The sequence below is a fragment of the Paenibacillus sp. 10L310 genome (assembly GCF_056395745.1).
Window position 1 is genome coordinate 64283 of record NZ_JBFTKC010000010.1, and the last position, 24794, is coordinate 89076.

Annotated in this window: 21 protein-coding genes; 19 read left to right on the forward strand and 2 right to left on the reverse strand. The window is 48.1% G+C overall.

Annotated elements, in window-relative coordinates; all coding sequences use genetic code 11:
• Positions 1-166 precede the first annotated feature (166 nt).
• The gene (locus tag AC1DE7_RS20315) at positions 167-1939 is read right to left on the reverse strand and encodes an Rqc2 family fibronectin-binding protein (RefSeq protein ID WP_282320814.1); all 1773 of its coding nucleotides are present in this window, start codon (positions 1937-1939) and stop codon (positions 167-169) included.
• Between the two features lie 356 nt (positions 1940-2295).
• Here AC1DE7_RS20315 and AC1DE7_RS20320 point away from each other — a divergent pair, with 356 nt between their 5' ends.
• From AC1DE7_RS20320 to spoVM, 19 genes are all read left to right on the forward strand, one after another.
• A complete protein-coding gene (locus tag AC1DE7_RS20320; RefSeq protein ID WP_127545444.1) occupies positions 2296-5154 on the forward strand; it encodes a calcium-translocating P-type ATPase, SERCA-type in 2859 nt (952 codons plus the stop codon).
• A 182-nt stretch (positions 5155-5336) separates the two neighbouring features.
• Positions 5337-6170, forward strand: a complete 834-nt coding sequence (dapF, locus tag AC1DE7_RS20325; RefSeq protein ID WP_340017921.1) for a diaminopimelate epimerase — start codon at positions 5337-5339, stop codon at positions 6168-6170.
• Positions 6171-6384: 214 nt separating this feature from the next.
• Positions 6385-8274 carry a bifunctional homocysteine S-methyltransferase/methylenetetrahydrofolate reductase gene (locus tag AC1DE7_RS20330; RefSeq protein WP_047843687.1) on the forward strand — a complete coding sequence of 630 codons (1890 nt, stop codon included), beginning with the start codon at positions 6385-6387 and terminating at the stop codon, positions 8272-8274.
• A gap of 19 nt (positions 8275-8293) precedes the next feature.
• Positions 8294-9193: a YicC/YloC family endoribonuclease gene (locus AC1DE7_RS20335; protein WP_076211386.1), complete on the forward strand. Its 900-nt coding sequence runs from the start codon at positions 8294-8296 to the stop codon at positions 9191-9193.
• 51 nt (positions 9194-9244) lie between these two features.
• On the forward strand, positions 9245-9505 hold the full coding sequence (remA, locus tag AC1DE7_RS20340; protein WP_006209218.1) for an extracellular matrix/biofilm regulator RemA: 261 nt from the start codon (positions 9245-9247) through the stop codon (positions 9503-9505).
• 13 nt (positions 9506-9518) lie between these two features.
• Positions 9519-10091, forward strand: a complete 573-nt coding sequence (gene gmk, locus AC1DE7_RS20345) for a guanylate kinase (protein ID WP_017687445.1) — start codon at positions 9519-9521, stop codon at positions 10089-10091.
• A 157-nt stretch (positions 10092-10248) separates the two neighbouring features.
• A complete protein-coding gene (gene rpoZ, locus AC1DE7_RS20350; protein ID WP_036614619.1) occupies positions 10249-10461 on the forward strand; it encodes a DNA-directed RNA polymerase subunit omega in 213 nt (70 codons plus the stop codon).
• A 300-nt stretch (positions 10462-10761) separates the two neighbouring features.
• Positions 10762-11997 carry a bifunctional phosphopantothenoylcysteine decarboxylase/phosphopantothenate--cysteine ligase CoaBC gene (gene coaBC, locus AC1DE7_RS20355; protein WP_405157559.1) on the forward strand — a complete coding sequence of 412 codons (1236 nt, stop codon included), beginning with the start codon at positions 10762-10764 and terminating at the stop codon, positions 11995-11997.
• A 3-nt stretch (positions 11998-12000) separates the two neighbouring features.
• Complete coding sequence (gene priA, locus AC1DE7_RS20360; protein ID WP_036614614.1) at positions 12001-14550, forward strand: primosomal protein N'; 2550 nt, start codon at positions 12001-12003, stop codon at positions 14548-14550.
• A gap of 116 nt (positions 14551-14666) precedes the next feature.
• Positions 14667-15155: a peptide deformylase gene (gene def, locus AC1DE7_RS20365; RefSeq protein ID WP_017687449.1), complete on the forward strand. Its 489-nt coding sequence runs from the start codon at positions 14667-14669 to the stop codon at positions 15153-15155.
• Between the two features lie 12 nt (positions 15156-15167).
• Positions 15168-16121 (forward strand): methionyl-tRNA formyltransferase, encoded by a 954-nt coding sequence (gene fmt, locus AC1DE7_RS20370; protein ID WP_340028882.1) that lies wholly within the window; start codon positions 15168-15170, stop codon positions 16119-16121.
• On the forward strand, positions 16118-17596 hold the full coding sequence (rsmB, locus tag AC1DE7_RS20375) for a 16S rRNA (cytosine(967)-C(5))-methyltransferase RsmB (protein WP_477535060.1): 1479 nt from the start codon (positions 16118-16120) through the stop codon (positions 17594-17596). The genes fmt and rsmB overlap by 4 nt, the downstream gene beginning before the upstream one ends.
• Positions 17597-17848: 252 nt before the next feature.
• Positions 17849-18889 (forward strand): dual-specificity RNA methyltransferase RlmN, encoded by a 1041-nt coding sequence (gene rlmN / locus AC1DE7_RS20380; RefSeq protein ID WP_017687452.1) that lies wholly within the window; start codon positions 17849-17851, stop codon positions 18887-18889.
• A gap of 7 nt (positions 18890-18896) precedes the next feature.
• Complete coding sequence (locus AC1DE7_RS20385; protein WP_017687453.1) at positions 18897-19673, forward strand: Stp1/IreP family PP2C-type Ser/Thr phosphatase; 777 nt, start codon at positions 18897-18899, stop codon at positions 19671-19673.
• Complete coding sequence (gene pknB, locus AC1DE7_RS20390; protein WP_477535061.1) at positions 19670-21880, forward strand: Stk1 family PASTA domain-containing Ser/Thr kinase; 2211 nt, start codon at positions 19670-19672, stop codon at positions 21878-21880. Before AC1DE7_RS20385 ends, pknB begins: the two co-directional genes overlap by 4 nt.
• Before the next feature lie 61 nt (positions 21881-21941).
• The gene (gene rsgA / locus AC1DE7_RS20395; protein WP_339283406.1) at positions 21942-22850 is read left to right on the forward strand and encodes a ribosome small subunit-dependent GTPase A; all 909 of its coding nucleotides are present in this window, start codon (positions 21942-21944) and stop codon (positions 22848-22850) included.
• A gap of 1 nt (position 22851) precedes the next feature.
• Positions 22852-23511, forward strand: coding sequence for a ribulose-phosphate 3-epimerase (gene rpe, locus AC1DE7_RS20400; RefSeq protein ID WP_017687456.1), 660 nt, complete (start codon positions 22852-22854; stop codon positions 23509-23511).
• Positions 23512-23514: 3 nt separating this feature from the next.
• Positions 23515-23766: a hypothetical protein gene (locus AC1DE7_RS20405; RefSeq protein ID WP_047843680.1), complete on the forward strand. Its 252-nt coding sequence runs from the start codon at positions 23515-23517 to the stop codon at positions 23764-23766.
• 167 nt (positions 23767-23933) lie between these two features.
• Positions 23934-24014, forward strand: coding sequence for a stage V sporulation protein SpoVM (spoVM, locus tag AC1DE7_RS20410; protein ID WP_017687458.1), 81 nt, complete (start codon positions 23934-23936; stop codon positions 24012-24014).
• A 194-nt stretch (positions 24015-24208) separates the two neighbouring features.
• Here the strand turns inward: spoVM and rpmB are convergent, their stop codons facing one another.
• Positions 24209-24397: a 50S ribosomal protein L28 gene (gene rpmB / locus AC1DE7_RS20415; protein WP_017687459.1), complete on the reverse strand. Its 189-nt coding sequence runs from the start codon at positions 24395-24397 to the stop codon at positions 24209-24211.
• Positions 24398-24794 lie beyond the last annotated feature (397 nt).

Here is a 24794-nt window from a genome sequence, read left to right on the forward strand (position 1 = left end):
AATTATTATACTTATAAGTGAATTAATATTCAAAGGAAATGATAAATAGGCTGAGCTTCACATATCATTCAAACAAGTAGTACAACCACAAAAATCCCCTGAACCGTTAATGGTCAGGGGATTTTTCTATTGTTACTGTTACATCGCACCTTATGAGCTAAGCATACTATCCATTTTTAATGGTGGATGGCAGACTTTTGATCAATTCATCATTTGGCGTGACAAACAACGTCTTCTGATGATCATAGATCACAAAACCAGGCTTCGCACCACTTGGTTTGCGCACATGACGGATAAACGTGTAATCCACAGGCACACTGCTGGACTCCTTGGCCTGGCTGAAATAGGCAGCAAGTTGTGCTGCTTCTTCCAATGTAGCTTCACCAAAGTCCGTACTGCGAATAACGACATGTGAACCTGGAATGTCTTTGGTATGCAGCCAAGTGTCGTTGGAAGAAGCAAGACGGTTGGTCACATACTCATTCTGCAGGTTGTTTTTGCCCACAAGAATATCAATTCCCTCCGAGGAGGTGAACTGGTGTACGGTTGGACGGTCACTTTTCTTCTTCTTTTTACCCTTTTTATTACGGTCACGAAGGTATCCTTGCTGTACAAGCTCGTCCCGTATTTCCTCAATATCGTTCATCGATGCAATGGAGAGCTGCTGTAACAGGTTATCGAGGTAGTCAATCTCGTCTTTGGTTTTGCCAAGCTGCTCATGAATGACAGCCAGACTGTTCTTGTATTTGTTATACCGCTTGAAATAACGTTGTGCGTTGTCAGATGGTGTAAGCAGTGGATCAAGCTGAATGGTAATGTTGGCTTGGTCTTCATCGTAGAAGTTCACAAGCTCCACGCTCTTGTCCCCTTTGTGAACCAGATGCAGGGAGGCAAACAGCAACTCACCCCATAGTCTGAACTTGTCCGCATCATCCGCTTCCAGTAGATCCTTGTTCAGGTTGTCCAGCTTTTTGATGTTTTTGCTTCGCTCATTCTGCAGAAAACGGAGCAGATCACTTACTCTCTGTTTAACCGTGTCTCGTTCAGCCTTATCTCCGTAATAATCTTCCATGCACTTGCTCATCGTGTCATAGGTTTTCTCCAAATCCTGAATGCTCTGAAGGTGAACGGCTGAGAAAATCATTTTGCCTTTGGCGTTCATTCCGGTTACAGGTGTGTAGATATGATCTCTGACAGGTCCCATCACGGCTTCAAAAGCGTTCCAGAGTGCACCAGTCTCAACTCGGCTTTCACCCTCAACCACAGCTGGAGTGCTCACGGTGCCTTCAGCAGCAATTCCACGAGCAGCAATCTCTCCCGCAATTAACGGGCTAAGACCACTAAAGGAGTTCACAAGCCAGCGTGATGCATCTTCTTCAGTGGCATGATAGCTGTCCTCGAAAGCTGTACGACTCACTTCGAGCGGATTACTTTTATGTTGCTCGGGTGGGGCAGTATACGCGAATCCAGGCATGATTACCCGGTAGCTACTGATGGAAGGAGTCACATGATGAATGCCATCCAGAATCGTTCCAGTTACAGGATCAAGCAAAATAATATTACTGTGACGCCCCATCAATTCAATGATGATCCGTTTAACCGAAACATCCCCCAGTTCGTCGCGCTGGCGCACATTGATGTGGATAATACGCTCCATGCCAATCTGACGGATCTCCTCAATGATTGCACCTTCACAGTGCTTGCGGAGCAACATACAGAACATGGGTGCTTCTGTAGGGTTAAGGAATGTCTTTTCCGTATAATGCACACGGGGATAGGTTGGGCTTGCCGAAACAAGCAATTTACTATTTCCGCGCTGAGCACGCAGGGTGAGAACTACGTCATGGCCATTCGGTTGATGGATTTTGCTGATACGTCCACCAATGCAGCCTTGCAGTTCATGAACAATGGCCCGTGTTACAATGCCGTCCAATGCCATTTTTTCCACTTCCTCTCTCTATCGAGCATCTGCATTTATCATGCCAAATGCTTCATCTATATAACTGAAACGTGCAACCAGGTATGTAAAAAAACAAGGACTGGCTACAGATTCTTCGTTGCTTGCCTGTTGAACGCTGGAATTGGTACTGCGCAGAACATCGCAGACTTTTATTTTAGCCTATTCTGTCCATCAGGGAAAGGATTCACCTTCCGGGTGCTAATCACAGACCTGTCCGAATACATATAGAGCAGGTAGTTTGTCCGGCATAGTGTACAGCCTGTCGACCAGCGCGCCGGTGAGTCATGTGAGCTTATTTTGCAGATGAAATACAGACTGGGAGGGAAACTTGAAGCATGGAACATACCAAGTGGCATCAACTTAGTGATGAAGAGCTTCGTAACACTCTTGGCGTCAGCCCGCAGGAAGGATTGACGGATGAAGCTGTAGCAGAGAAGAGGAAAGTGGTCGGTTCGAATGAGCTGAGCGAGGGGAAACGCATTTCTCCAATTACATTGCTCTTGAATCAGTTCAAGGATTTTATGGTGCTGGTGTTGATGGGAGCAACGTTGGTATCCGGATTACTGGGTGAGTATTTGGATGCGGTAACGATTGTGGCTATTATCGTACTGAATGCAATTCTGGGGTTTGTACAGGAATTCCGGGCTGAACGATCTCTTCGTGCATTGAAACAGTTGTCTGCACCTCTTGCCAAAGTGCTTCGTTCAGGCCAGGAAGTACACCTTGCCGCCAAACAACTTGTCCCCGGAGATATTGTCATGGTGGAGAGTGGGGACCGTATACCCGCGGATGTGCGCTGGCTGCAAACGAACAGTCTGGATGTCGAGGAGTCGGCACTTACCGGGGAATCGGTTCCTGTAAGCAAACACTGCCTTCCGATTGCGGACGAGGACGTTCCGCTGGGTGATCAGAAGAATATTGGTTTTATGGGTACCATGGTCACTCGTGGTACAGCCAAAGGTGTGGTTATCCGTACGGGGATGGAGACGGAGATGGGCAAAATCGCCGATCTGATCCAAAATACGGAGGAGCAAGAAACACCGTTACAGCACAGGCTGGAGCAATTGGGCAAAATTCTGATTTTTGTCGCATTGGGATTAACCATTATGGTTGTCGTCGCAGGTATATTGCACGGACAACCAGCCGTTGGCATGTTTCTGGCGGGGGTCAGCCTCGCGGTGGCTGCCATACCGGAGGGTCTGCCGGCTATTGTAACCATTGCACTCGCACTAGGCGTGCAGCGTATGATCAAACGTAAAGCCATTGTACGCAAACTGCCTTCTGTCGAAACTCTGGGCTGTGCATCTGTAATCTGTTCGGATAAGACTGGCACGCTCACCCAGAACAAGATGACGGTAACGGATGTGTGGTTGGAGGGACGTAACATCAAGGTTACCGGGGATGGTTATGCACCTGAAGGGCAGATGCTGGAGAACGGTCGTACGGTGGAACTGAAGAGTGACCAGTCGCTACGCAGAATGCTTCAGATCAGCGCGCTCTGCAACAATGCGAGTATTGTGGAAAGTGCTTCAAGCGAGGTGGGGAGCAAGAAAAAGGGCAAGGATACCAAAAAGGAAAGCAAGAAAAACACGAAAAAAGGTGAACTCCAAGAAGAAACCGTTCAACGAGATAATGTATTCTGGGAGCTGAAAGGCGATCCGACGGAAGGGGCACTCGTCACACTGGCCTCCAAAATGGGGCTTACTCCTGCCGGACTCAAAGAGTTGTATGCCCGCCAGCAGGAATTCCCGTTTGATTCGGAGCGAAAACGCATGTCGGTCCTGGTTCATCATCAGGGGGGCCGAATGATCTATACCAAAGGTGCACCGGATGTGTTGATTGGACACTGCAGTTATATTTTGTGGGAAGGCAAGGTCGTGCCTTTCACTGGGACACTGCGCCAGAAAGTGATGGCAGCTAACGAGAGCATGGCCGGAGCGGCACTACGTGTCCTTGGAATGGCCTATCGTGAAGTGCGGCCGGAAGAAAAAGTGGCTGATGAACATGCCGCCGAGAGTCAGCTTGTCTTCGTAGGACTTGCAGGTATGATAGATCCACCACGTCGTGAAGTGCGAGATGCGATTGCAACATGCCGCAAGGCGGGGATACGAACTGTCATGATCACAGGTGATCATGGAACAACGGCAGAAGCCATTGCTCATCAGTTGGGGATTCTTCCCCGCGGAGGGGCTTCGTTAAGTGGTCAGCAACTGGCAGGCATGACAGACGAGCAACTGGATAAACAGGTAGAGGGCATCTACGTGTTCTCAAGGGTATCTCCGGAACACAAGCTTCGCATCGTGAAATCGTTACAGCGCAAAGGGCATGTCGTCGCGATGACGGGTGATGGAGTCAATGATGCTCCGGCGATCAAAGCTGCAGATATCGGCATAGCGATGGGCATTACAGGAACGGATGTCACGAAGGAAGCTTCGGCGCTCATTCTGAGTGATGATAACTTCTCAACCATTGTGGCTGCCATTGAAGAAGGCCGTAATATTTATGAGAACATTCGCAAGTTTATCCGTTATTTGCTGGCATCAAACGTGGGCGAAATATTGACGATGTTCTTTGCAATGATGATGGGCCTGCCGCTACCACTCGTACCTATTCAGATTCTGTGGGTTAACCTCGTAACGGATGGTTTGCCTGCAATGGCGCTGGGGGTAGATCAGCCTGAGAAAGATCTGATGGAACACAAACCCCGTGGCGCCAAGGAAAACATTTTTGCCCGCAGACTGGGGTGGAAAATCGTCAGCCGGGGTGTGTTGATTGGGTTATGCACACTCGGAGCGTTCTGGCTTACCCTTCAGGCTGCACCGGATAATCCGGGTCAACTGATCAAGGCACAGTCTGTGGCTTTTGCTACACTCGTTTTGGCGCAGCTTATTCATGTCTTTGATTGCCGTAGTTCGCGGTCCATCTTCCACCGGAATCCTTTACAGAACAAATATCTGGTTCTTGCGGTGATTTCATCGGTTGTACTGATGCTGGTTGTCATGTACGTTGAACCGTTACAGCCGATCTTCAAAACCGTACCGCTTGGCTTGCGTGAATGGGCGATCTGTATCGTTGCTGCAGGCATTCCAACGTTTCTTATGGGCGCAGGCAGCGTCTGGGGTGGTCGTCGTAATCGCCGCCGTATGGGTGGTACTGGCCGCTTCGTACCGAAAAGTACAAAGTTTTCGGCATAAAATCAATACCTTTTCCCTACCTATTTCGGTATGCTATCCTCAAAATGATTCAAAGCGGAAGCTTTGGCATTTTGCAGGATAGCTTTTTTGTGTAAATGCTGAATATGAATTTCTATGGTAATCCTGTAGAAGAGCAAGAATATAGCTTTGGCAGCAGACTGCCAAAAGGAGTGGGCAAGATTATGGAATTTACGAAAATGCATGGACTTGGTAACGATTTTATCGTTGTATTTGGTGAAAAGGAGCTTCCGGCAGATGCGGCAGAGTTGGCTGTGAAATGGTGCAACCGTTTCTTTGGCATCGGTGCGGACGGCCTGGTTTATATACTGCCTTCGGAGAAGGCGGACTTTCAGATGCGTATCATGAATTCGGACGGTTCGGAAGCAGAACAGTGCGGTAATGCCATTCGCTGTGTATCCAAATACGTATACGATCATGGTCACGTGAGCCAGGAGCAGATCACCATTGAAACGATTGGTGCAGGGGTACAACCTGTGAGTCTCAACATTCATGATGGTAAAGTGGAAACGGTACGTGTCGACATGGGTGAGCCGATCCTGAACGGTCTTCAAGTGCCTACAACGGTGGATGCCAACCCAGTGGTTGATCACTACATTGAAGCAAATGGACATGCGTTCAAATTCACTGCCGTATCCATGGGTAACCCGCATGCGGTTATCTATGTAGATGACGCTGTGAATTTTGACCTCACGACTTGGGGACCACTTCTTGAAGTGCACCCTATGTTTCCAAAAAAAATCAATGTGGAATTCGCCACAGTTCGTGACCGTGGATATGTGGACATGCGTGTATGGGAACGCGGAGCGGGTCCAACACTAGCTTGTGGAACCGGAGCTTGTGCGACACTGGTATCCTCTGTCCTGAATGGACATACAGATCGTACAGCAGTCATCAGCCTCAAGGGTGGGGATCTCCACATTGAGTGGAATGAAGCTGACAATCATGTGTACATGACTGGACCTGCTGAAGTTGTTTTTAAAGGAATCACTTCATAAAAAGTGAAAGGTTTAACCAAAGGGGCCTGCGGGCCTCTTTTTTTGTCAAAAAGGATAGGTCGTGTCTCCTGTACAGAGACATATTGGGGGCTGTATGGCAAGAAAGTCCATATGAGCTGGATACTCATTAAAAACCTGTGTTTTTCTTCGTTTTTTAGCGTTTTTTGTGTTACATTAGTATGTAAATGATCACAGCTAGGCGGGGGGAAATGGGATGAAGGCGGATTTGCGGAAAGTTATGCAGGAACGGGTTCTCGTTGGAGATGGGGCCATGGGAACATTTCTGTACCAAATGGGGTTCCCGGTGGGGATTTCATATGAAGAATTAAACTTGATTTCACCTGAAGTAGTGGCGGATGTACATCGCCGTTATCGGGATGCAGGTACAGAAATATTTGAAACAAATACGTATTCTGCCAATTACGACAAGTTGTCCAAGTTCGGTCTGGAGTCCAAGGTGGAGGACGTGAACCGTGCCGGCGTACGCATCGCCAAAGAGGTAGCTGGAGATACCGGTTATGTGCTTGGTGCAGTTGGTTCCATTCGAGGTGGCAAGCGGACGAACGTGTCAACGAGTGAACTGAAACGCTTTTATCAACAACAGATCTCTGCACTGCTAGATGAAGGCGTGGATGGCATTTTGCTTGAGACCTTCTATGATATCGAGGAAATGGATATTGCCCTTTTGCAAGCGCGCAAGCTAAGTGATCTGCCCGTAATTGGACAGTTCGCGGTAGAGGATGTAGGACACACACTGGACGGATATACAATGCCTGAAGCCTTCCGGATTATGCGGGAGCAGGGCGCGGATGTCATTGGTTTTAACTGTCGCTCAGGTCCAAACGGGATTATGCGTGCCATGGAAACCGTCTCGGGACGAATTGGTATTCCAATGTCCGTCTACCCGAATGCGGGTGCAGCAGATTATGTAGATGGTGAGTTCCGTTATGGTGCGACTCCGGAGTACTTTGGTCAGACGGCAGTGCAATTTGCTGAACTGGGCGCTCGTATTATCGGTGGTTGCTGTGGTACGACACCTGATCATATCACCGCTATGAAAGAGGCGCTTGCTGACTATGTGCCTTCGCCTATTCTGGAGCCTGATCCGTCAGAATCCAAACCGCGTATTGTGTTGCATGAAAATGTGGATGAGCGTTCCGGACGTGGCGGACAGCCTACGATCGTTGATCTGGTCAAGCATCGTCACACCGTTATCGTTGAACTTGACCCGCCACGTGACTTGGACATTGCCAAGTTCATGAAAGGTGCCGAGACACTGAAAGCAGCCGGAGCCGATGCCCTGACACTGGCCGATAATTCACTCGCGGTTACACGCATGAGCAACATGGCGCTGGGTCACCTCGTTCAGGATCGCACGGGCCTTCGTCCACTGGTGCATATTGCCTGCCGTGACCGGAATCTGATTGGAACGCAGTCCCACATGATGGGGTTTGATGCTTTGAGTATTAATCATGTACTGGCTGTAACAGGAGATCCTGCAAGATTTGGCGATCTGCCTGGTTCGAGCTCGGTATACGATCTGACTTCTTTTGAAATCATACGCATGATCAAACAGTTGAACGATGGAGTAGCTTTCTCAGGTAAACCACTGAAGCAAAAAGCTGGTTTTGTAATCGGAGCAGCATTTAATCCCAATGTGAAATATTTGGAGAAAGCTGTACAACGTCTGGAGAAGAAAATTACCTCTGGCGCTGATTACATCATGACACAACCGATCTATGATCCTGAGTTGATTGTAGCAATGCACGAAGCGACCAAGCACCTGGATGTGCCCATTTTTGTAGGTGTAATGCCGCTAGCGAGTGGACGGAATGCAGAGTATCTACACAACGAGGTTCCCGGGATCCAGCTTTCGGATGAAGTGCGTTCCCGTATGGCAGGTCTGGAAGGCGAAGAAGGCCGTGCGATGGGAGTAAAAATTGCCAAAGAACTGCTGGACGTAGCAACAGCGCATTTCAAAGGCATCTATCTCATGACACCGTTTATGTTCTACGGCATGACGGCCGAACTGACTCAATACGTATGGGAGAAGTCGGAGCATCAATGTCCTACTTGTTTCAACCCTAATAATCAATTACAATAGTAAAACGGATGTGATGCCGATGTCATTCAGTATGACCGGATACGGTCAATCCGCCTTTCATTTTGGCGGCTATAAGGTACAATTAGAGATCAAATCTGTTAATCATCGTTATTGCGAAGTGATGATGCGTCTGCCAAGAGAGTGGACGTATTATGAAGACGGTTTGAGGAAGATCGTACAGAGTCGTTTGAAACGTGGGCGGATTGATGTTTATGTAATGAAAGAAAAAGAGGAAGACCAGGCTCTTCCCGCTGTTCTGAATGAACAGACGGTCAGGGCCTATCTGCAGGCTGCAGAGCAACTGGAGACCCAATATGGAATGCAGGGCAAACCAAGTATTGTGGATATGCTTGGTCTGCCGGACGTCATGGTTCATTCGGATGGGACAAGTTCCATTCCCGAAGAGCAGAAGGACGAATGGGAGCGAGTTCTGCAGGAAGGATTGAAAGAGGCTCTGTCCAGCCTTGAACAGATGCGCGCTCGCGAGGGTCTTCATCTGGCCAGTGATCTGGAACGGCGGATTACCCGTCTGGAGTCACTGCATACCGAAATGCTTGATCTTGCACCGACTGTGGTAAGTGATTATCGCAACAAGCTAAGACAAAGGCTTACGGAAATGCAGGAAGAAGGCTCTTTCCCTTTTGATGAGCATAAATTGGGTATGGAAATTGCAATGTTTGCCGATCGTTCTAACATAGAAGAGGAGCTTACGCGTCTACAGAGTCACTTTGGACAGAGCAGGGAACTGCTGAAGAGTGATGAGCCCGTAGGTCGTAAGTTGGACTTTCTAATTCAAGAGATGAATCGGGAAGTCAATACGATTGGATCAAAAGCCAACCATTTGGCTCTGGTGAATCGTGTTGTCGAGATGAAGGCGGAGCTGGAGAAGATTCGTGAGCAAGCGGCGAATATCGAATGAACGGCCACATTTCGGCAAAAGAGTCGCATGTATAGGGGGAAGAACCTGATTATGGCAATCAAACTCATTAACATTGGATTCGGTAACATCGTATCGGCGAACCGGATTATATCCATCGTGAGTCCGGAATCGGCGCCGATCAAGAGAATTATACAAGAGGCAAGAGATCGTCACATGCTGATTGATGCAACGTACGGAAGACGTACTCGTGCCGTAATTATTACGGATAGCGATCATGTCATTTTGTCTGCAGTTCAGCCTGAGACGGTCGCCCATCGTCTTTCTTCGAAAGATGATGATAACGACGAATAAAATGGAGTGTAATATGTCTAAGGGATTACTGGTAGTGTTGTCCGGCCCATCTGGGGTCGGGAAGGGTACTGTATGTAGCGCTTTGCGCAAACGGGTGCCGGAATTGATCTATTCCGTATCGGCAACAACCCGTCAGCCTCGTCTTGGTGAAGAACATGGTGTGAACTATTTCTTCAGAAGTCATGAAGAGTTCCAGAACATGATTGCTGAAGATCAATTGTTGGAACATGCGGAGTATGTTGGTAATTATTACGGAACACCGCGTGATTTTGTAGAGAAAACGATTAACGAAGGCCGCGACATCATTCTGGAGATTGAGGTTCAAGGCGCGTTAAAAGTGAAAGAGAAATTCCCGGAAGGGATCTTTGTTTTCCTGCTTCCTCCTTCATTGGACGAGCTGAAAGATCGCATTCAGGGCCGTGGTACCGAAAGCCAAGCGACCATTGATCACCGGATGTCCGTGGCGGTTGATGAGATCAGTCTGCTGGAGCAGTATGATTACGCTGTTGTTAATGATGAAATTGATTTGGCGTGCAAGAGAATAGAAAGCATCATAATCGCCGAACATTGTAAGATCAATAAATAATCCCTTTTGCCGCTGCAGAATGCGATATAAGTGGGGCAGTTGTCATATCATATACTGAAGCACTCCTTCTCGGAATGCCCGGGTGTGAAGACATGCCACATCAGTTCTGTCAGGCGGCAACTTGCGATTATACTAATGCGAAGAGGTGTTTGTTAATATGCTGTATCCTTCTATTGATGAAATGATGAACAAAGTCGACAGCAAGTATTCCCTTGTTGTTGCTGCTTCCCGCCGGGCTAGACAGCTACGTGAAGGTGAAAAAACGGATTTAAGAGGTGCGAGATCCCATAAACAAGTTGGCGTTGCACTGGAAGAAATCTATGGAGACCTGCTCGTTGTCATCAAAGGACAGGACGAAGAAGAAGAGTAAGCCGCCTGCGGCTGCTCTTCAACTGCATACGGCGCAAGCCGGATTAATTGACAACCGCGAGGTTGTTATTTTTTTACGAATAAGCATATTTTAACGGAATCTTACTTAGGACGTGTCTCAAAACTCGCTGAAGTGCATCTTTTACCGCCTTTTCGCCCCCTGCTGCGTCACTTTCCCTTGGCGTGCCCCGGCACGCCTGCGGAAAACTTCCTTGCTTGGAACGAAAATTCGGGAAAATCTGCTTCCTTCGGAGTTTTCAGACGCGCCCTAGACGTCGTATAAATATCGGGGGAAATAAACATGTTGAACGGTAAAAAAATCGTGCTTGGTGTGACTGGCGGCATAGCCGCTTACAAAGCGGCAACATTATGCAGCAGACTGGTGCAAAAGGGAGCGGATGTTCATGTGATTATGACAGCTTCCGCTACACAGTTTATTACCGAATTGACGCTGCAAACGTTGACCAGAAACACCGTATATACCGATACATTTGATGAGCGTGAACCAGCAGTTGTATCTCATATTCATCTGGCCGATCTGGCGGATCTTGTTCTGGTTGCTCCGGCAACAGCCAATGTGATTGCCAAGATGGCGCATGGCATGGCAGATGATATGCTCTCAACAACTCTTCTTGCGACGACAGCCCCTGTCATGATTGCACCAGCGATGAATGTACATATGTATGATCATCCAGCTGTAAAGCATAATATGAACCTGCTTGTTGAACGGGGCGCTATGATGATTGAACCGGGTGAAGGTCTGCTTGCGTGTGGATATGTGGGTAAGGGACGTCTGGAAGAACCGGAGAGCATTGTGGATGTGGTAGAACGTTTCTTTGAACAGCGAGAGTCTGCAGGCATTAGTCGGCAGGGACAAGCTCCATTGTTACAAGGCAAGAAGGTTGTTGTTACGGCTGGAGGTACGATTGAGCGCATTGACCCAGTACGATACATTACGAACGATTCATCTGGCAAAATGGGATTTGCCATAGCCGCAGCTGCGCGTGATCTGGGGGCAGATGTGAAATTGGTTATGGGCAGTACCCAATCCAAGCCACCGGAGAACGTGGAGTTGATCCCTGTACAGTCTGCACAGGATATGTATGAAGCGGTAACACGCGAGTGGGACGATGCTGATATCGTGGTTAAGGCGGCGGCAGTTGCCGATTATCGTCCAAAGGAAGTTTATACCGAGAAGATCAAGAAGAAAGGCGACACGCTGTCGCTCGAACTTATTAAAAATATAGATATTCTTGAAACACTGGGCAAACAGAAAACCCATCAGTTTTTGATTGGTTTTGCTGCGGAGACTCAGTCAGTTGAGATGTATGCACGTGAGAAATTGGAACGGAAAAACTGTGATCTGATCGTAGCCAATGATGTAACCCGCACGGGTGCAGGATTTGGAACAGACACCAACGCGGTACATATCTATGACCGGGAAGGTTTGGTGGAGGAGCTTCCAGTGATGGCCAAGGACGATGTGGCTCATCGGTTGCTCCAGATTGCGGCGGAGCGCATTGCCGGGAGGAATTAGGATATGGAGATTGCCAAGGTCATAGTCGATGTTCCCGTGAAGGAAACAGATCGGCCGTTTGATTACCTGGTACCTGAATCGATGAGAGAATGGATCGAGATTGGCAGCCGGGTGGGTGTGCCTTTTGGTCATCGGACGGTGCAGGGATTCGTGATTGATCTTGTGCCGCGTACCGGAGAGGAAACATTCAAGCTTAAGCAGATTCAGGAGTTACTGGACATTGTTCCCCCGTTGTCAAAGGATTTGGTTGAGTTGGCCGAATGGATGAGTGGACGTTATGCCAGTAACCGGATTTTGTCATTGCAGGTCATGGTGCCGACGGCATTGAAAGGGAAAGCAGAGCGATACATCTCGCTGGGAGATGCACTTGATGGACAGATGGCGGGTGCACAACCGGATGATGAGGTGTTATTTGTTTGGGGAGAAGAGTCTACGACTGAGAAAGTACAGCAGGATATCATCCGTTTTGTCAAAAGTCGGGGTCAGGTACCGCTGCAACAACTGAGTCGAAAATATCCCAATCATGCTGCACTAATTAAGAAATTATTGCTTGGTGGTGTACTGCTGGAAAGTCAGGCCATCAAGGACAAGTTAAATAAAAAAACGATGAAGTCCGTTGATCTGGCTGTAGATATTGCTGCTGCTCAGGAAGCACTTGCTTCATTCCCGGCGAAAGCACAGCGGCAGAAGGAGATTCTGACTTTTTTGCTGGAAATGAAAGAACTGCTGCCCATGCCGATGAAAGAAGTGTTATCTACACTACAGGTATCGGCCGCAACGATTAAAGGGCTTGAGGAAAAGGGATTGATTGTCACCGAGGACGTTGAGGTCTTCCGTGACCCTTATCAGGGCAGGACGTTCAAAGCGACTGAACCGCTGGTTCTGACCGATGAGCAAAAACTTGTCTACGACAATATCAATGGCCGATTGCAGGAACAACGCCATGGGGTGTTTTTGTTACATGGTGTTACGGGAAGTGGCAAGACGGAAGTCTATCTTCAAACCATTCAACAATGCATCGAACAGGATCGGCAGGCTATCGTACTGGTGCCCGAGATTGCGCTCACACCACAGATGGTAGAACGTTTTAAAGGGCGATTTGGAGACCAAGTTGCTGTTATGCACAGTCGTCTGTCTGGCGGTGAACGTTATGATGAATGGCGCAAGATTCGTGAGGGTCAGGTGAAGGTTGCAATTGGGGCGCGTTCAGCTGTATTTGCTCCATTCAGTCGGCTTGGGTTGATTATTATGGATGAAGAACACGAGACTTCCTACAAACAGGAGGAAACTCCGAAATATCATGCTCGTGATGTAGCGGTAAAAAGAGCACAGCAGCATCAGGCGGTGGTTGTTCTGGGTTCAGCGACACCTTCGCTGGAAAGTTATTACGCTGCACGCTCGCAGAGTAATGATGATTTTGCACCACTCTTACTGGAGATGCCAACGCGAGCACTAGGTAACAAGCTGCCTGAAGTGCGGATTGTTGATATGCGTGAAGAGTTGAAGGATGGCAACCGCTCCATGTTCAGCAGGGCTTTGCACAAAGGGCTGGAGGAACGCTTGGAACGTGGTGAACAGACGGTGCTTCTGCTGAATCGCCGTGGATATTCGACCTTTGTTATGTGCCGAAGTTGTGGATATGTGGCAGGTTGTCCTGAATGTGATATTTCATTGACGTATCATCAGCGCTCGAATAATCTCCGTTGTCATTACTGCGGGTATGCGGAAGCGGCTCCGGAAGTGTGTCCGGACTGTGGAAGTGAGCATATTCGATACTTTGGTACAGGTACACAGCGAGTCGAGGAAGAGCTTGCCAAGCTCTTCCCGGGTATTCGGGTCATTCGGATGGATGTGGATACAACAACGGAAAAAGGGGCTCACGAGAAGCTACTGAAACAGTTTCGTGAGAAAAAGGCGGATGTATTGCTGGGCACCCAGATGGTTGCGAAGGGTCTTGATTTCCCGGATGTAACCCTGGTTGGCGTGATAACAGCGGACTCAGCGTTGAATTTGCCTGATTTCCGTGCTGCGGAAAAAACGTTTCAGTTGCTAACACAGGTAGCTGGCCGAGCGGGTCGGCACCAATTGCCTGGTGAGGTGTTTGTTCAGTCCTATACGCCGGAACACTACTCCATTGGCCATGCGAGTCAGCATGACTATGTGTCGTTTGTACGTGAGGAATTGCTGCACCGTCGCAATTTGCAATATCCGCCATACTGTCGCCTGATTCTGGTGACCTTTTCGCATGAGCAACTTCCGGTATTGATTCGTCTTGCCGAGAACTATACGCGAATACTGAAAGAGAAGGCTAATGCGGCTGGATGGCTCGGCAGTCTGGATCGATTCAGCAATGATGCCTTTGATGTACTGGGGCCGGTAGCGTCTCCGATTCCTCGGATCAAGAATAGATACAGATTCCAATGTATGATAAAATGGCGGGGGGATGTAGACGCCATAGGACTCGCTCTGGCTACGGCCCGGCGCATGGACGATGATGTTCAGGCGCAAAAATTGCTTATTAGTCTGGATGTAGACCCGCAAATGTTAATGTAAGCATTTTGCAGCAATGCGGATGTAAACAAGCGGTATAAACATAGATTAAAATGAATACCCCAAAAATACAGATATCGTCCTGAAATTATGATGAGGATTAGGAAGGTGCTTACAACATGTCGATTCGCATTATCGTGCAAGAACCAGATGAGGTGCTCCACAAGAGAGCCAAAGAAGTAACCAAAATTACACCAAATGTACAAAAATTGCTGGATGATATGGCTGATACCATGTACGATGCGGAAGGTGTGGGTCTTGCTGCGCCACAGGTCGGTATTTTGAAACGTCTGATTGTTATCGACGCAGGTGATGAGCAAGGGCTGATCAAGATGATTAACCCGGAGATCATTGCAAGTGAGGGAGAACAATTTGGACCTGAAGGTTGTCTGAGTATCCCTGGAATTAATGGTGATGTTCGTCGTTTCGAGACCGTTACAGTTAAAGGTCTGGATCGTGAAGGTAAAGAGCTGATTATTACGGGTAGTGGCTTGCTGTCCCGTGCATTCCAGCATGAGATTGATCATCTGGATGGCGTACTCTTTACGGATGTCGCCGAGAAAGTGTACGAAATTGCAGCCGATCAAACGGGACCGCGTCGTAATTAAGGAGTGATCGATTTGAATATTGTTTTTATGGGAACACCTGAATTTGCAGTTCCTTCTCTAGATATGCTGATGGCAGAGGGGTACAATGTGGTGGGTGTGGTGACTCAACCTGATAAACCACAGGGACGCAAAAAAGTACTTACGCCAACACCGGTTAAGGCCGCGGCAGAACGCCACGGTCTGCCGGTGTTTCAACCTGTTAAATTGCGTGATCCGGAAGCGGTAGCCCGCTTGGCTGAATGGAAGCCGGATCTGATCGTAACCGCGGCCTTTGGACAGATTCTGCCCAAAGCCGTGCTGGATATGCCTGTTCGTGGTTGTGTGAACGTGCATGGCTCTCTTTTACCGAAATATCGGGGAGGAGCACCGATTCAACGTTCCATTATTAACGGGGAATCCGTGACAGGAGTCACATTGATGTATATGGCTGAAGGCTTGGACACCGGAGATATGATCTCGCGTGTGGAACTGCCAATTACGGATGAAGATACATCAGGATCGATGTTTGATAAATTAAGTGAGGCTGGTTCCAAACTGCTTCAGGCAGAAATGCCACGATTGATTGCAGGCGAGACAACGGCGGTCCCTCAGGATGATGCTGAGGCTTCGTATGCTCGCAATCTGACTCGGGATGACGAGAAAATGGACTGGAGTCGTACTTCACGTGAACTGTTCAATCAGATTCGTGGTCTTGTACCGTTCTCCGGTGCATTTACGATGTGGGATGATCAGGTCTTCAAAGTTTGGGCTGCGGCTAATCCCGATCAGGTGGACCTAGAAACTTCTTCAGATGCTGGACAAGCAGAGCCGGGAACGGTGCTACAATTGAATAAGGCAGGGATTGAAGTCCGCACAGGCAATGGATCTCTCTGGTTGACTGAAGTGCAGCCAGCAGGTAAAAAGGTGATGCAGGCCGCTGACTTTGCTCGCGGTGGTACACTGAAACCTGGAACGGTGCTGCGATGAGCGGTAATATACCAGGTCGTTCGTCAGGAAAAGGCCAGCAAGCTAATGGAAATTCATCCGGACGCGAAGGAAACCGTCGTCCGAATTCGGGTAAATCGGGTGGTGCATCGCGCTCCCAGCAACCTAAAACATCTGCTCGTACATTGGCAGTCAAGGTTCTGAGTGCTGTTGAGCAAGATGGAGCATACAGTAATCTGGAGTTGAACCGCCGTCTGAAAGAGGCCGATCTAAGCTCCGCAGATGCTGGACTAGCTACCGAATTGGTGTATGGAACAATCGCCAGATTGAATACACTTGATTATTTTCTGGAACGTTACGTCGCCAAAGGAGTATCCAAACTGCAACCATGGGTTCGCAGCCTGCTGCGAATTAGCGTATATCAGATGATATACTTGGATCGTATTCCTGAACATGCCGTGGTGAGCGAAGCGGTTAATCTGGCGAAGAAACTGGGCCATCAGGGAATCTCGGGTATGGTGAATGGAGTGCTCCGCAATATGATCCGCAATCGGGATGAACTTCGTATTCCAGAACATCTGCCCGTTGCCGAACGTATTTCACTGGAGCATTCCCACCCGTTATGGATGGTTGAACGCTGGATTGCCCAGTACGGCGAAGAGACAGCGGAAGCGATCTGTCGTGCGAATAATGAGCCGCCAGCGGTGAGTGTCCGGGTCAACACAACAATGACCACACGGGAGAAACTGATGCATGAGATGACCAGTACGGGTGCAGTCGTTGAAGCTTCTCAGCTGAGTTCCGATGGAATTCTTGTACGTAGTGGCGGAAACATGGCTCTAACGTCCTGGTATCGGGACGGGTTGTTCTCTGTACAGGACGAAAGTTCCATGCTTGTCGCTGAAGCAGTTGCGCCAGAAGTAGACCAACTTGTATTGGATTGTTGCGCAGCTCCAGGTGGTAAAACAGCTCACATGGCTGAGAAAATGCAGGATCGCGGTCGTATTGTCGCGAATGATGTACATGCTCACAAGCGCCAGCTGATCCTGGATCAGGCAGAGCGTCTCGGTCTGACTTGTATCGATGCTGTAACTGGAGATGCGCTAGACCTGAATGAACGGTATCCGGAAGCGTCGTTTGACCGCATTTTGCTGGATGCACCATGTTCAGGTCTGGGTGTTATTCGCCGCAAGCCTGATGTGAAATGGACCAAAACCGTAAAAGATATCGAAGATATCGCAGGCTTGCAGCGTGAATTGCTTGATCATGTTGCGCCGTTGTTAAAACCAGGTGGTATTCTGGTGTATAGCACGTGTACGATTGAGCCTGCTGAGAATGAGGATATGGTTGCAGACTTCTTGAATCGACATCCGGAATACAGCCCAGCAGAAGCATCCGTCTGGTCTGAATCGGAGACAGCGAACTTGAAGGTTGTGAACGGTGGTATTCAGATTTTGCCACAATACGCTCACAGTGACGGATTTTTCATCGCACGGTTGACAAAAACAGTGGAATAACAGTTTAATAGAGCACGGAAGTATGACCGCCGAGGGGAACTTCGGCGGATTTCTTTGTGATGGGACTTCGATATAATTGTCAGAGAATGTGATGACAGGGTGCGATGGCGGCATTGAGATGTTATAATGCATGAAGTACAGATATCAAGGGTATACATGGATGTAACGTGGTCTTTGTGATAGAATAGGACGAATGGAACGAAAAGAAGGAAGCCAACGAAAAGAAAAGAAGGAATAGGTGTTGACAACAAAATGAAACCTTTTATATATGATTATTCTCTGGAACAACTGCAGCAATGGGCTGTTGAGAATGGGGAGCCGGCGTTTCGCGGTGGCCAAATCTTTGACTGGATTTATGTAAAACGCGTGAATGATTTCAGTGAAATGACCAATCTGTCCAAGCCATTGCGTGAAAAACTGACAGAGCAATTTGAATTCGTAACGCTTAAGGAAATTACCAAGTTTGAATCCAAGGATGGAACGGTTAAATTCCTCTTTGGTCTCCATGATGATCATGCCATTGAGACAGTAATTATGAAGCATAACTACGGGAACAGCATCTGTGTAACCACACAGGTTGGTTGTCGTATTGGTTGTACGTTCTGTGCATCCACATTGGGTGGTCTCAAGCGTAACCTTACGGCTGGTGAGATTGTTGCCCAGGTTGTGCAGGCTCAGAAAATTCTGGATGAACGCAACGAGCGTGTCAGCAGCATCGTAATCATGGGTTCGGGTGAACCTTTCGAAAACTATGAAGCTACGATGACTTTCCTGCGCATTATGATTCATGAAAAAGGGCTGAACATCGGTCAGCGTCACATCACGGTATCCACGAGCGGAATCGTTCCGAACATCTACAAGTTTGCAGATGAAGATACACAGATTAACCTCGCCATTTCGATCCATGCACCAAATGATGCACTGCGTTCGAAATTGATGCCGGTTAACCGTCGTTTTCCTTTTGAAGACGTGATGGAGTCCCTTCGTTATTATCTGGCCAAAACAGGTCGGAGAATTACGTTCGAGTATGCACTTATTGGTGGGGTAAACGATCAGCCAGAGCATGCAGCAGAACTGGCAAGTGTGCTTAAGAACATGTTGTGCCACGTGAATCTGATTCCGGTTAACCATGTACCTGAACGCAAATACGTTAGAACATCGAGAAGCGACATTTTCAATTTTCAGAAGATTCTCTCGGAACAGGGTGTTAATGTAACCATTCGTCGTGAACAGGGACATGATATTGCTGCCGCTTGCGGTCAGCTTCGTGCAAAGCATATGGAGTTGAGGTGAGAACGTTTTGATCAAAACAGTTCATGTGAGCCATATCGGACGAGTGCGTTCGGTGAATGAAGATTCAGCCTGGATTCGTAATCTCGATACAGGATATATTCTGGGTATTGTTGCCGATGGCATGGGTGGACATCTTGCAGGGGATACGGCAAGCCGCTTGGCAGTAGAGACGTTGGTGAAAGATCTGGGAACACTGGAACCAGGTCTGTCACATGCGTCTCTGTCTGCGGCTCTCAGCGATGCTATTTTGCATGCCAACGAAGTTATCTTCCGCACGGCATCAACAGATGACAAGTATCACAACATGGGAACAACGGTGGTTGCGGCTTTATTGAACGATACGGAAGGTGTTATTGGACACATCGGTGATAGCAGAGCCTACAAAATTGCGAACAAAGCTGTGATCCAGCTAACCGAGGACCATACACTGGTGAATGAATTGTTCAAAAATGGTCAGATTAGCAAAGAGGATGTGTCCCATCATCCACGTCGCAACGTACTAACTCGTGCGCTTGGAACAGATGCCGAGGTGAAGGTAGATCTGGATACCGTCAAGCTGGAGGAAGGCGAAGTTCTTCTCCTGTGCAGTGATGGTCTCAGTAACCTGGTCAGCAATGAGCAGATTATTCAGGTTGCCGGCAATCTGGAACTGGCATTGGAAGATCGTGCAGACCGACTGCTTCAGTTGGCTTTACTTGCTGGGGGAGACGACAACATCACGCTTGCTTTGTTCGAGTTGCAGAGGGAAGGTTCCGTGGATACGGAAACGGGGTGTGAGTCATGATTGGGCACCAACTAGGCGGACGCTATGAAGTGATTGAGCGTGTCGGCGGTGGCGGCATGGCTCTTGTGTACAAAGCCCAGGATCTTCTCTTGAACCGGAATGTAGCGATCAAAGTCCTTAGACAACAGTTTGTGCATGACGAAGAGTTTATTCGCCGTTTCCGCAGGGAAGCACAGTCGGCAGCATCGCTGTCTCATCCGAATGTAGTTAGCATTTATGACGTGGGGCAGGAAGATGACGTTCATTATATTGTCATGGAGTACGTGGAAGGCAAAAACTTGAATGAAATTATTAAAGAACGCGCCCCTCTGCAGGTGGACGAATCGGTGCGAATCGCTTCCCAGATTGCAGATGCTCTTGATCATGCACATCATAATCAAATCATTCATCGGGATATCAAACCCCACAATATATTAATTGGCCGGAATGGCCGCGTGAAAGTCACGGATTTCGGGATTGCCCGTGCCGTTACGTCTACAACGATTACGCAGACGGGTTCCGTAGTTGGTTCTGTACATTACTTCTCACCGGAGCATGCCAAAGGCATCGTTACTGGTGAAAAATCGGACTTATATTCTCTTGGGATCGTACTTTACCAGATGCTTACCGGGCAACTTCCGTTTCTGGGTGAAAGTCCAATCAGTGTGGCATTGAAGCATTTGCAGGAAGAGTTCGATGAACCACGCAAATTCAATCCATTGATTCCGCAAAGTGTGGAAAATGTCATCTTAAAATCCATGCGTAAAAATCCGCAGGAACGTTATCAGTCGGCCAAAGAAATGCAGACCGATCTGGAAACTTGCCTGATGCCGGAGAGACGTAATGAAACGAAGATTGATTTTCCGGATGAGGATGATATAGATCAGACTCGCGTTATGCCAGCCATCAAGCCTGAACCGCGCGGAGTTACATCGACGGGTGCGGTGCCTGTGATGGAGTCTGACGAAGAAACTGGCAAGGGTAAAGCGAAATCGAAGAGCTGGAAGAAGCCAGCTCTACTCATTTCATTAACCGTTCTTATTCTAATCGCCATGGTGGGCGTTGTATGGTATGTCAAGGGTATGTTGGTTGTACCTGAAGTTACCGTACCTAACGTGATCACCCAGACTGAAGAAAAGGCTCGGGAACTACTTGAGGAGAAAGGACTCGTCGTCAGTGATGAGGTCATCCGTCTTTACCAGGAAGGTGTCGAACCCGGTATTGTGTTTGACCAGAGCAGAAAAGAAGGCGATGTTGTCAAAGAAGGCTCCGAGGTCCAGATCAGTGTTGGTGCAAAAAAAGAACTGGTGAAGATGATTGATGTCAAAAAAGAAACTTATGATGAGGCTGTCAAGAAGTTGACTGCGCTTGGCATTAAGGAAGATCAGATTCAGCGGAAAGACGAGTTCTCCAATGATGTGGCTTCAGGTTCTGTTATTTCCCAGACACCGGGTGTGAATGAGGAATTCGATCCTGTGACAGTTCAGATTGAGTTAACCGTAAGTAAAGGCACTGAAACGGTCAAAATGCCTGATCTGAAAAATCATACCCGCAGTGAAGCCGAAGAAAAACTTAAATCAGTTGGACTTGTACTTGCTCAGGTGCAGGAAGAATCAAGTTATACGGTGGACCAGGGCAAAGTGACGCAGCAATGGCCTGTGGAAGCTGGCGCAGAGGTTAGTCCTGGCGATAAGATTACAATCTTTATCAGTACAGGGTATCCGCCAGAAGCGCTGGAATATCCTTTTAATATCAATGTCTCACCCAAAGAAGAGGGCAAAAACAGTAAAATCCGTATCACATATGAAGACGCACGTGGCAAGAATCAGGAATGGGGAACACGCACCGTGAACTCAACCCAGACCTTGACCATTCCACTTGTGCTCGCTCCAAATGAAAATGGGGCTGTGTCCGTATATCGTGATGGACAGTTCCTGGATACGTATCTTGTCTCCTACAGTGAAGCCAAAAATGGAACAGTAAACGTACCTTCCATTGACCCGGAACAAAGCACTGAGACGCCGCCAGAAAATGAGCCTGATCCAGGTGAAGGTAGCGTTGATGAGGGAAGTGTTGATCCCAATCAGGAAGGTGAACCTGAGTCCACACCGGCAGACGGTGAGGGTGACAGCGTAGATGAGGACACTTCTGCCATGAATAATGGTAAGGGGCACGGCAAGGAAAAAGAGAAGAAAAAGGAAGTCATTAACGCATCAAGCCGTCCATAAGGGCGGCTTATGCTGGCGTCTGGAGTAAATGTACCACCATCTAAAGGAGGGCGTCGGAGCTATGCCAGAAGGTATCATCGTTAAAGCGCTAAGCGGTTACTATTATGTCATGCCAGTGGAAGACAACGGGGTTCCTTCGGTTGAAGGTTCCGCCGTTCAATGTCGAGCCAGAGGTATCTTCAGAAAGCGGGGAACGTCACCGCTTGTAGGTGATCGCGTCAGCTACATGTTGACTGAGAATGGAGAAGGAACGGTTGATGAAATTCGGAAGCGTGAGACGGAACTTATCCGTCCTCCTGTAGCCAATGTAAGTTTGGCTGTTCTTGTGTTCTCTGTGAAGGAACCGGATATGAACCTGAACCTGTTGGACAAGTTCCTTGTTCATATCGAGCAGGCGGGGCTGGATGCACTCATTGTGTTGACCAAACTGGATTTGGCTGATCCAACCAAAGACACTGTTGCTGAAGTGAAAGCATTGTATGAGCAGGTTGGTTATGAAGTGATCTCCACAAGTTCACGTACCGGTGAAGGCAGTGAATTGCTCAGAGACCGACTGGCTGGTAAGATCAGCGTATTCTCCGGACAATCCGGTGTAGGCAAGTCTTCGATGTTAAATGCATTGATGCCGGGCTTGACGCTGGAGACAAATGCGATCAGCATGCGTCTAGGACGAGGGAAACACACCACTAGGCACGTGGAGCTTATTCCGTTGGATAATGGTGGATTTGTTGCGGATACGCCAGGATTCAGCCAACTGGACTTTCTGGAGATCGGTGTGGAGGAACTCTCCACTTGTTTCCGCGAATTCGCCCAGTTTGCAGATCAGTGCAAATTCCGAGGTTGTACCCATACACATGAACCAGGCTGTCGTGTGCTTGCGGCCAAGGAGGAAGGTCTGATCTCCGAAAGCCGATATCAGCACTATGTGCTGTTCCTGAACGAAATGAAAGATAAGAAGCGGAGGTATTAACATGATTAAAATTGCCCCATCGATATTATCAGCTGATTTTGCCCGCCTTGGTGCGGAAGTTGCAGAAGCTCAAGCTGCAGGAGGAGACTGGATTCATGTTGACGTTATGGACGGTCATTTCGTCCCTAATATTACGCTTGGACCTGCGATTGTGAAGGCAATCGCTCCACATACAAGCTTGCCGCTCGATGTGCATTTGATGATTGAGAATCCGGAGCGTTATGTTGAGGAATTTGCCAAAGCGGGTGCAGCGGTAATTACCGTTCATGCTGAGGCTTGTGTGCATTTGCACCGCGTTATTCATCTAATTAAGGAGCAAGGAGTGAAGGCAGGAGTTGCCCTTAATCCAGGAACGCCAGCATCTGCCATTCTCGAAGTTCTGGATGATGTGGACATGGTTCTTGTCATGACGGTCAATCCTGGCTTTGGCGGACAGGCATTCATCTCGGGTACGATGAACAAAATCAAGCAGATTCGTACTTGGTTAAACGAAAAGGGACGCCATGATGTACATATCGAAGTAGATGGCGGAATTGCTGCCGATACAGCCCCTCTTGTGGTGGAAGCTGGAGCAGATGTGCTCGTTGCCGGAAGTGCCGTATTTGGCCGTGAGGATCGTGCTGCCGCGATTACTGAAATTCGCCGTAGCTACGGAGGCTGATCTATGACCCTCAAGGAGACACTGTGGACGATGGCTGCGAGTCTCGTGACGGGACTTGTGCTTGCTTTGTTTGCGGTTATTCAATCCCCGTTTAATGCTATTACGTCATTAATCGGGGTAGGTGTTGTTATTATGTATTTCCGCAAATTTGATCGTACGGGACATCGGGTTACTTTTGTCATTTTCGGCATACTGTATTATTTACTGAGTGTTTTCATGATCGCTGCCTATCAATATATTCCTGCCCAAACGTAAATGACCTGATCTTCGGGCTTGTCATTGTGGAATAGGGATCGAAGGTTCCGCATAAATATGGTTACATGAGCAGGTTTCTCATGTAGCCTTTTTTGTCGTGTTTGAGGTAAAGAAGGCCTGAAGCATAGGATACGGCGGACGCATGAGCATGATGGGGAGGGTGAATTATGAAATTTTACACATTCAAACTGCCGAAGTTTTTGGGAGGGTTTGTAAAGGCGATTCTTAATACGTTTCAAAAGCACTGATCCGATTGATAAGGTAACAGGGAATACCGCCGCTTCGGCTCAGTCCTATCTGGAATTCGTACCTGCGAAGCGCCATGCGGCGGCCATTCACATTTTAATGAGCGTATTCAAGAATCCCTTTTTTGAATACCAAAAAAGCACCTGCAAGGAACAAGGTGCTTTTTGCTTACCCGATTTATAGTAGCTTTGCGTGATTATACGCGAGTCACTTTACCGGCTTTCAGTGCACGGGTGCTTACGTATACACGTTTTGGTTTGCCGTCAACGAGAATGCGGACCTTCTGAACGTTTACGCCCCAAGTACGACGGTTACGGTTGTTAGCGTGGGATACGTGGTTACCGGTGCCCGGTTTCTTACCTGTCACATAACATTTGCGAGACATAGATTACACCTCCTATCCTAAAATAACCAGTTGCCTTCAGAAACGAAAAGTCATTCCATAAGGACTAAATTGTTCTTCCTGATCATAAAGATCAGGTTTCAGTAGCTAATGGCGTTGTTTAAGCCGGCATGAACCGGATCATTTCCATTACTTAACCTGCATAAAACAATACTTGAATATAATATCATAATTAAAAAAGCTTCGTCAACTGATCCAAAAACTTTATTTATTTCTCCTGTCTAATATAGTACAATGTTGAGTAGTCCATAATACAGTGGTGAACAGGCTGTTGCCGCGAAGAAGTCGGAGAATAAACCGTACTTAGAGGTCGGTGGTCTGCTTTTTGGCAACGCTGTGAGCTGCGGCATTCCATCATTGGCACCAGTCTCCGTGCGGC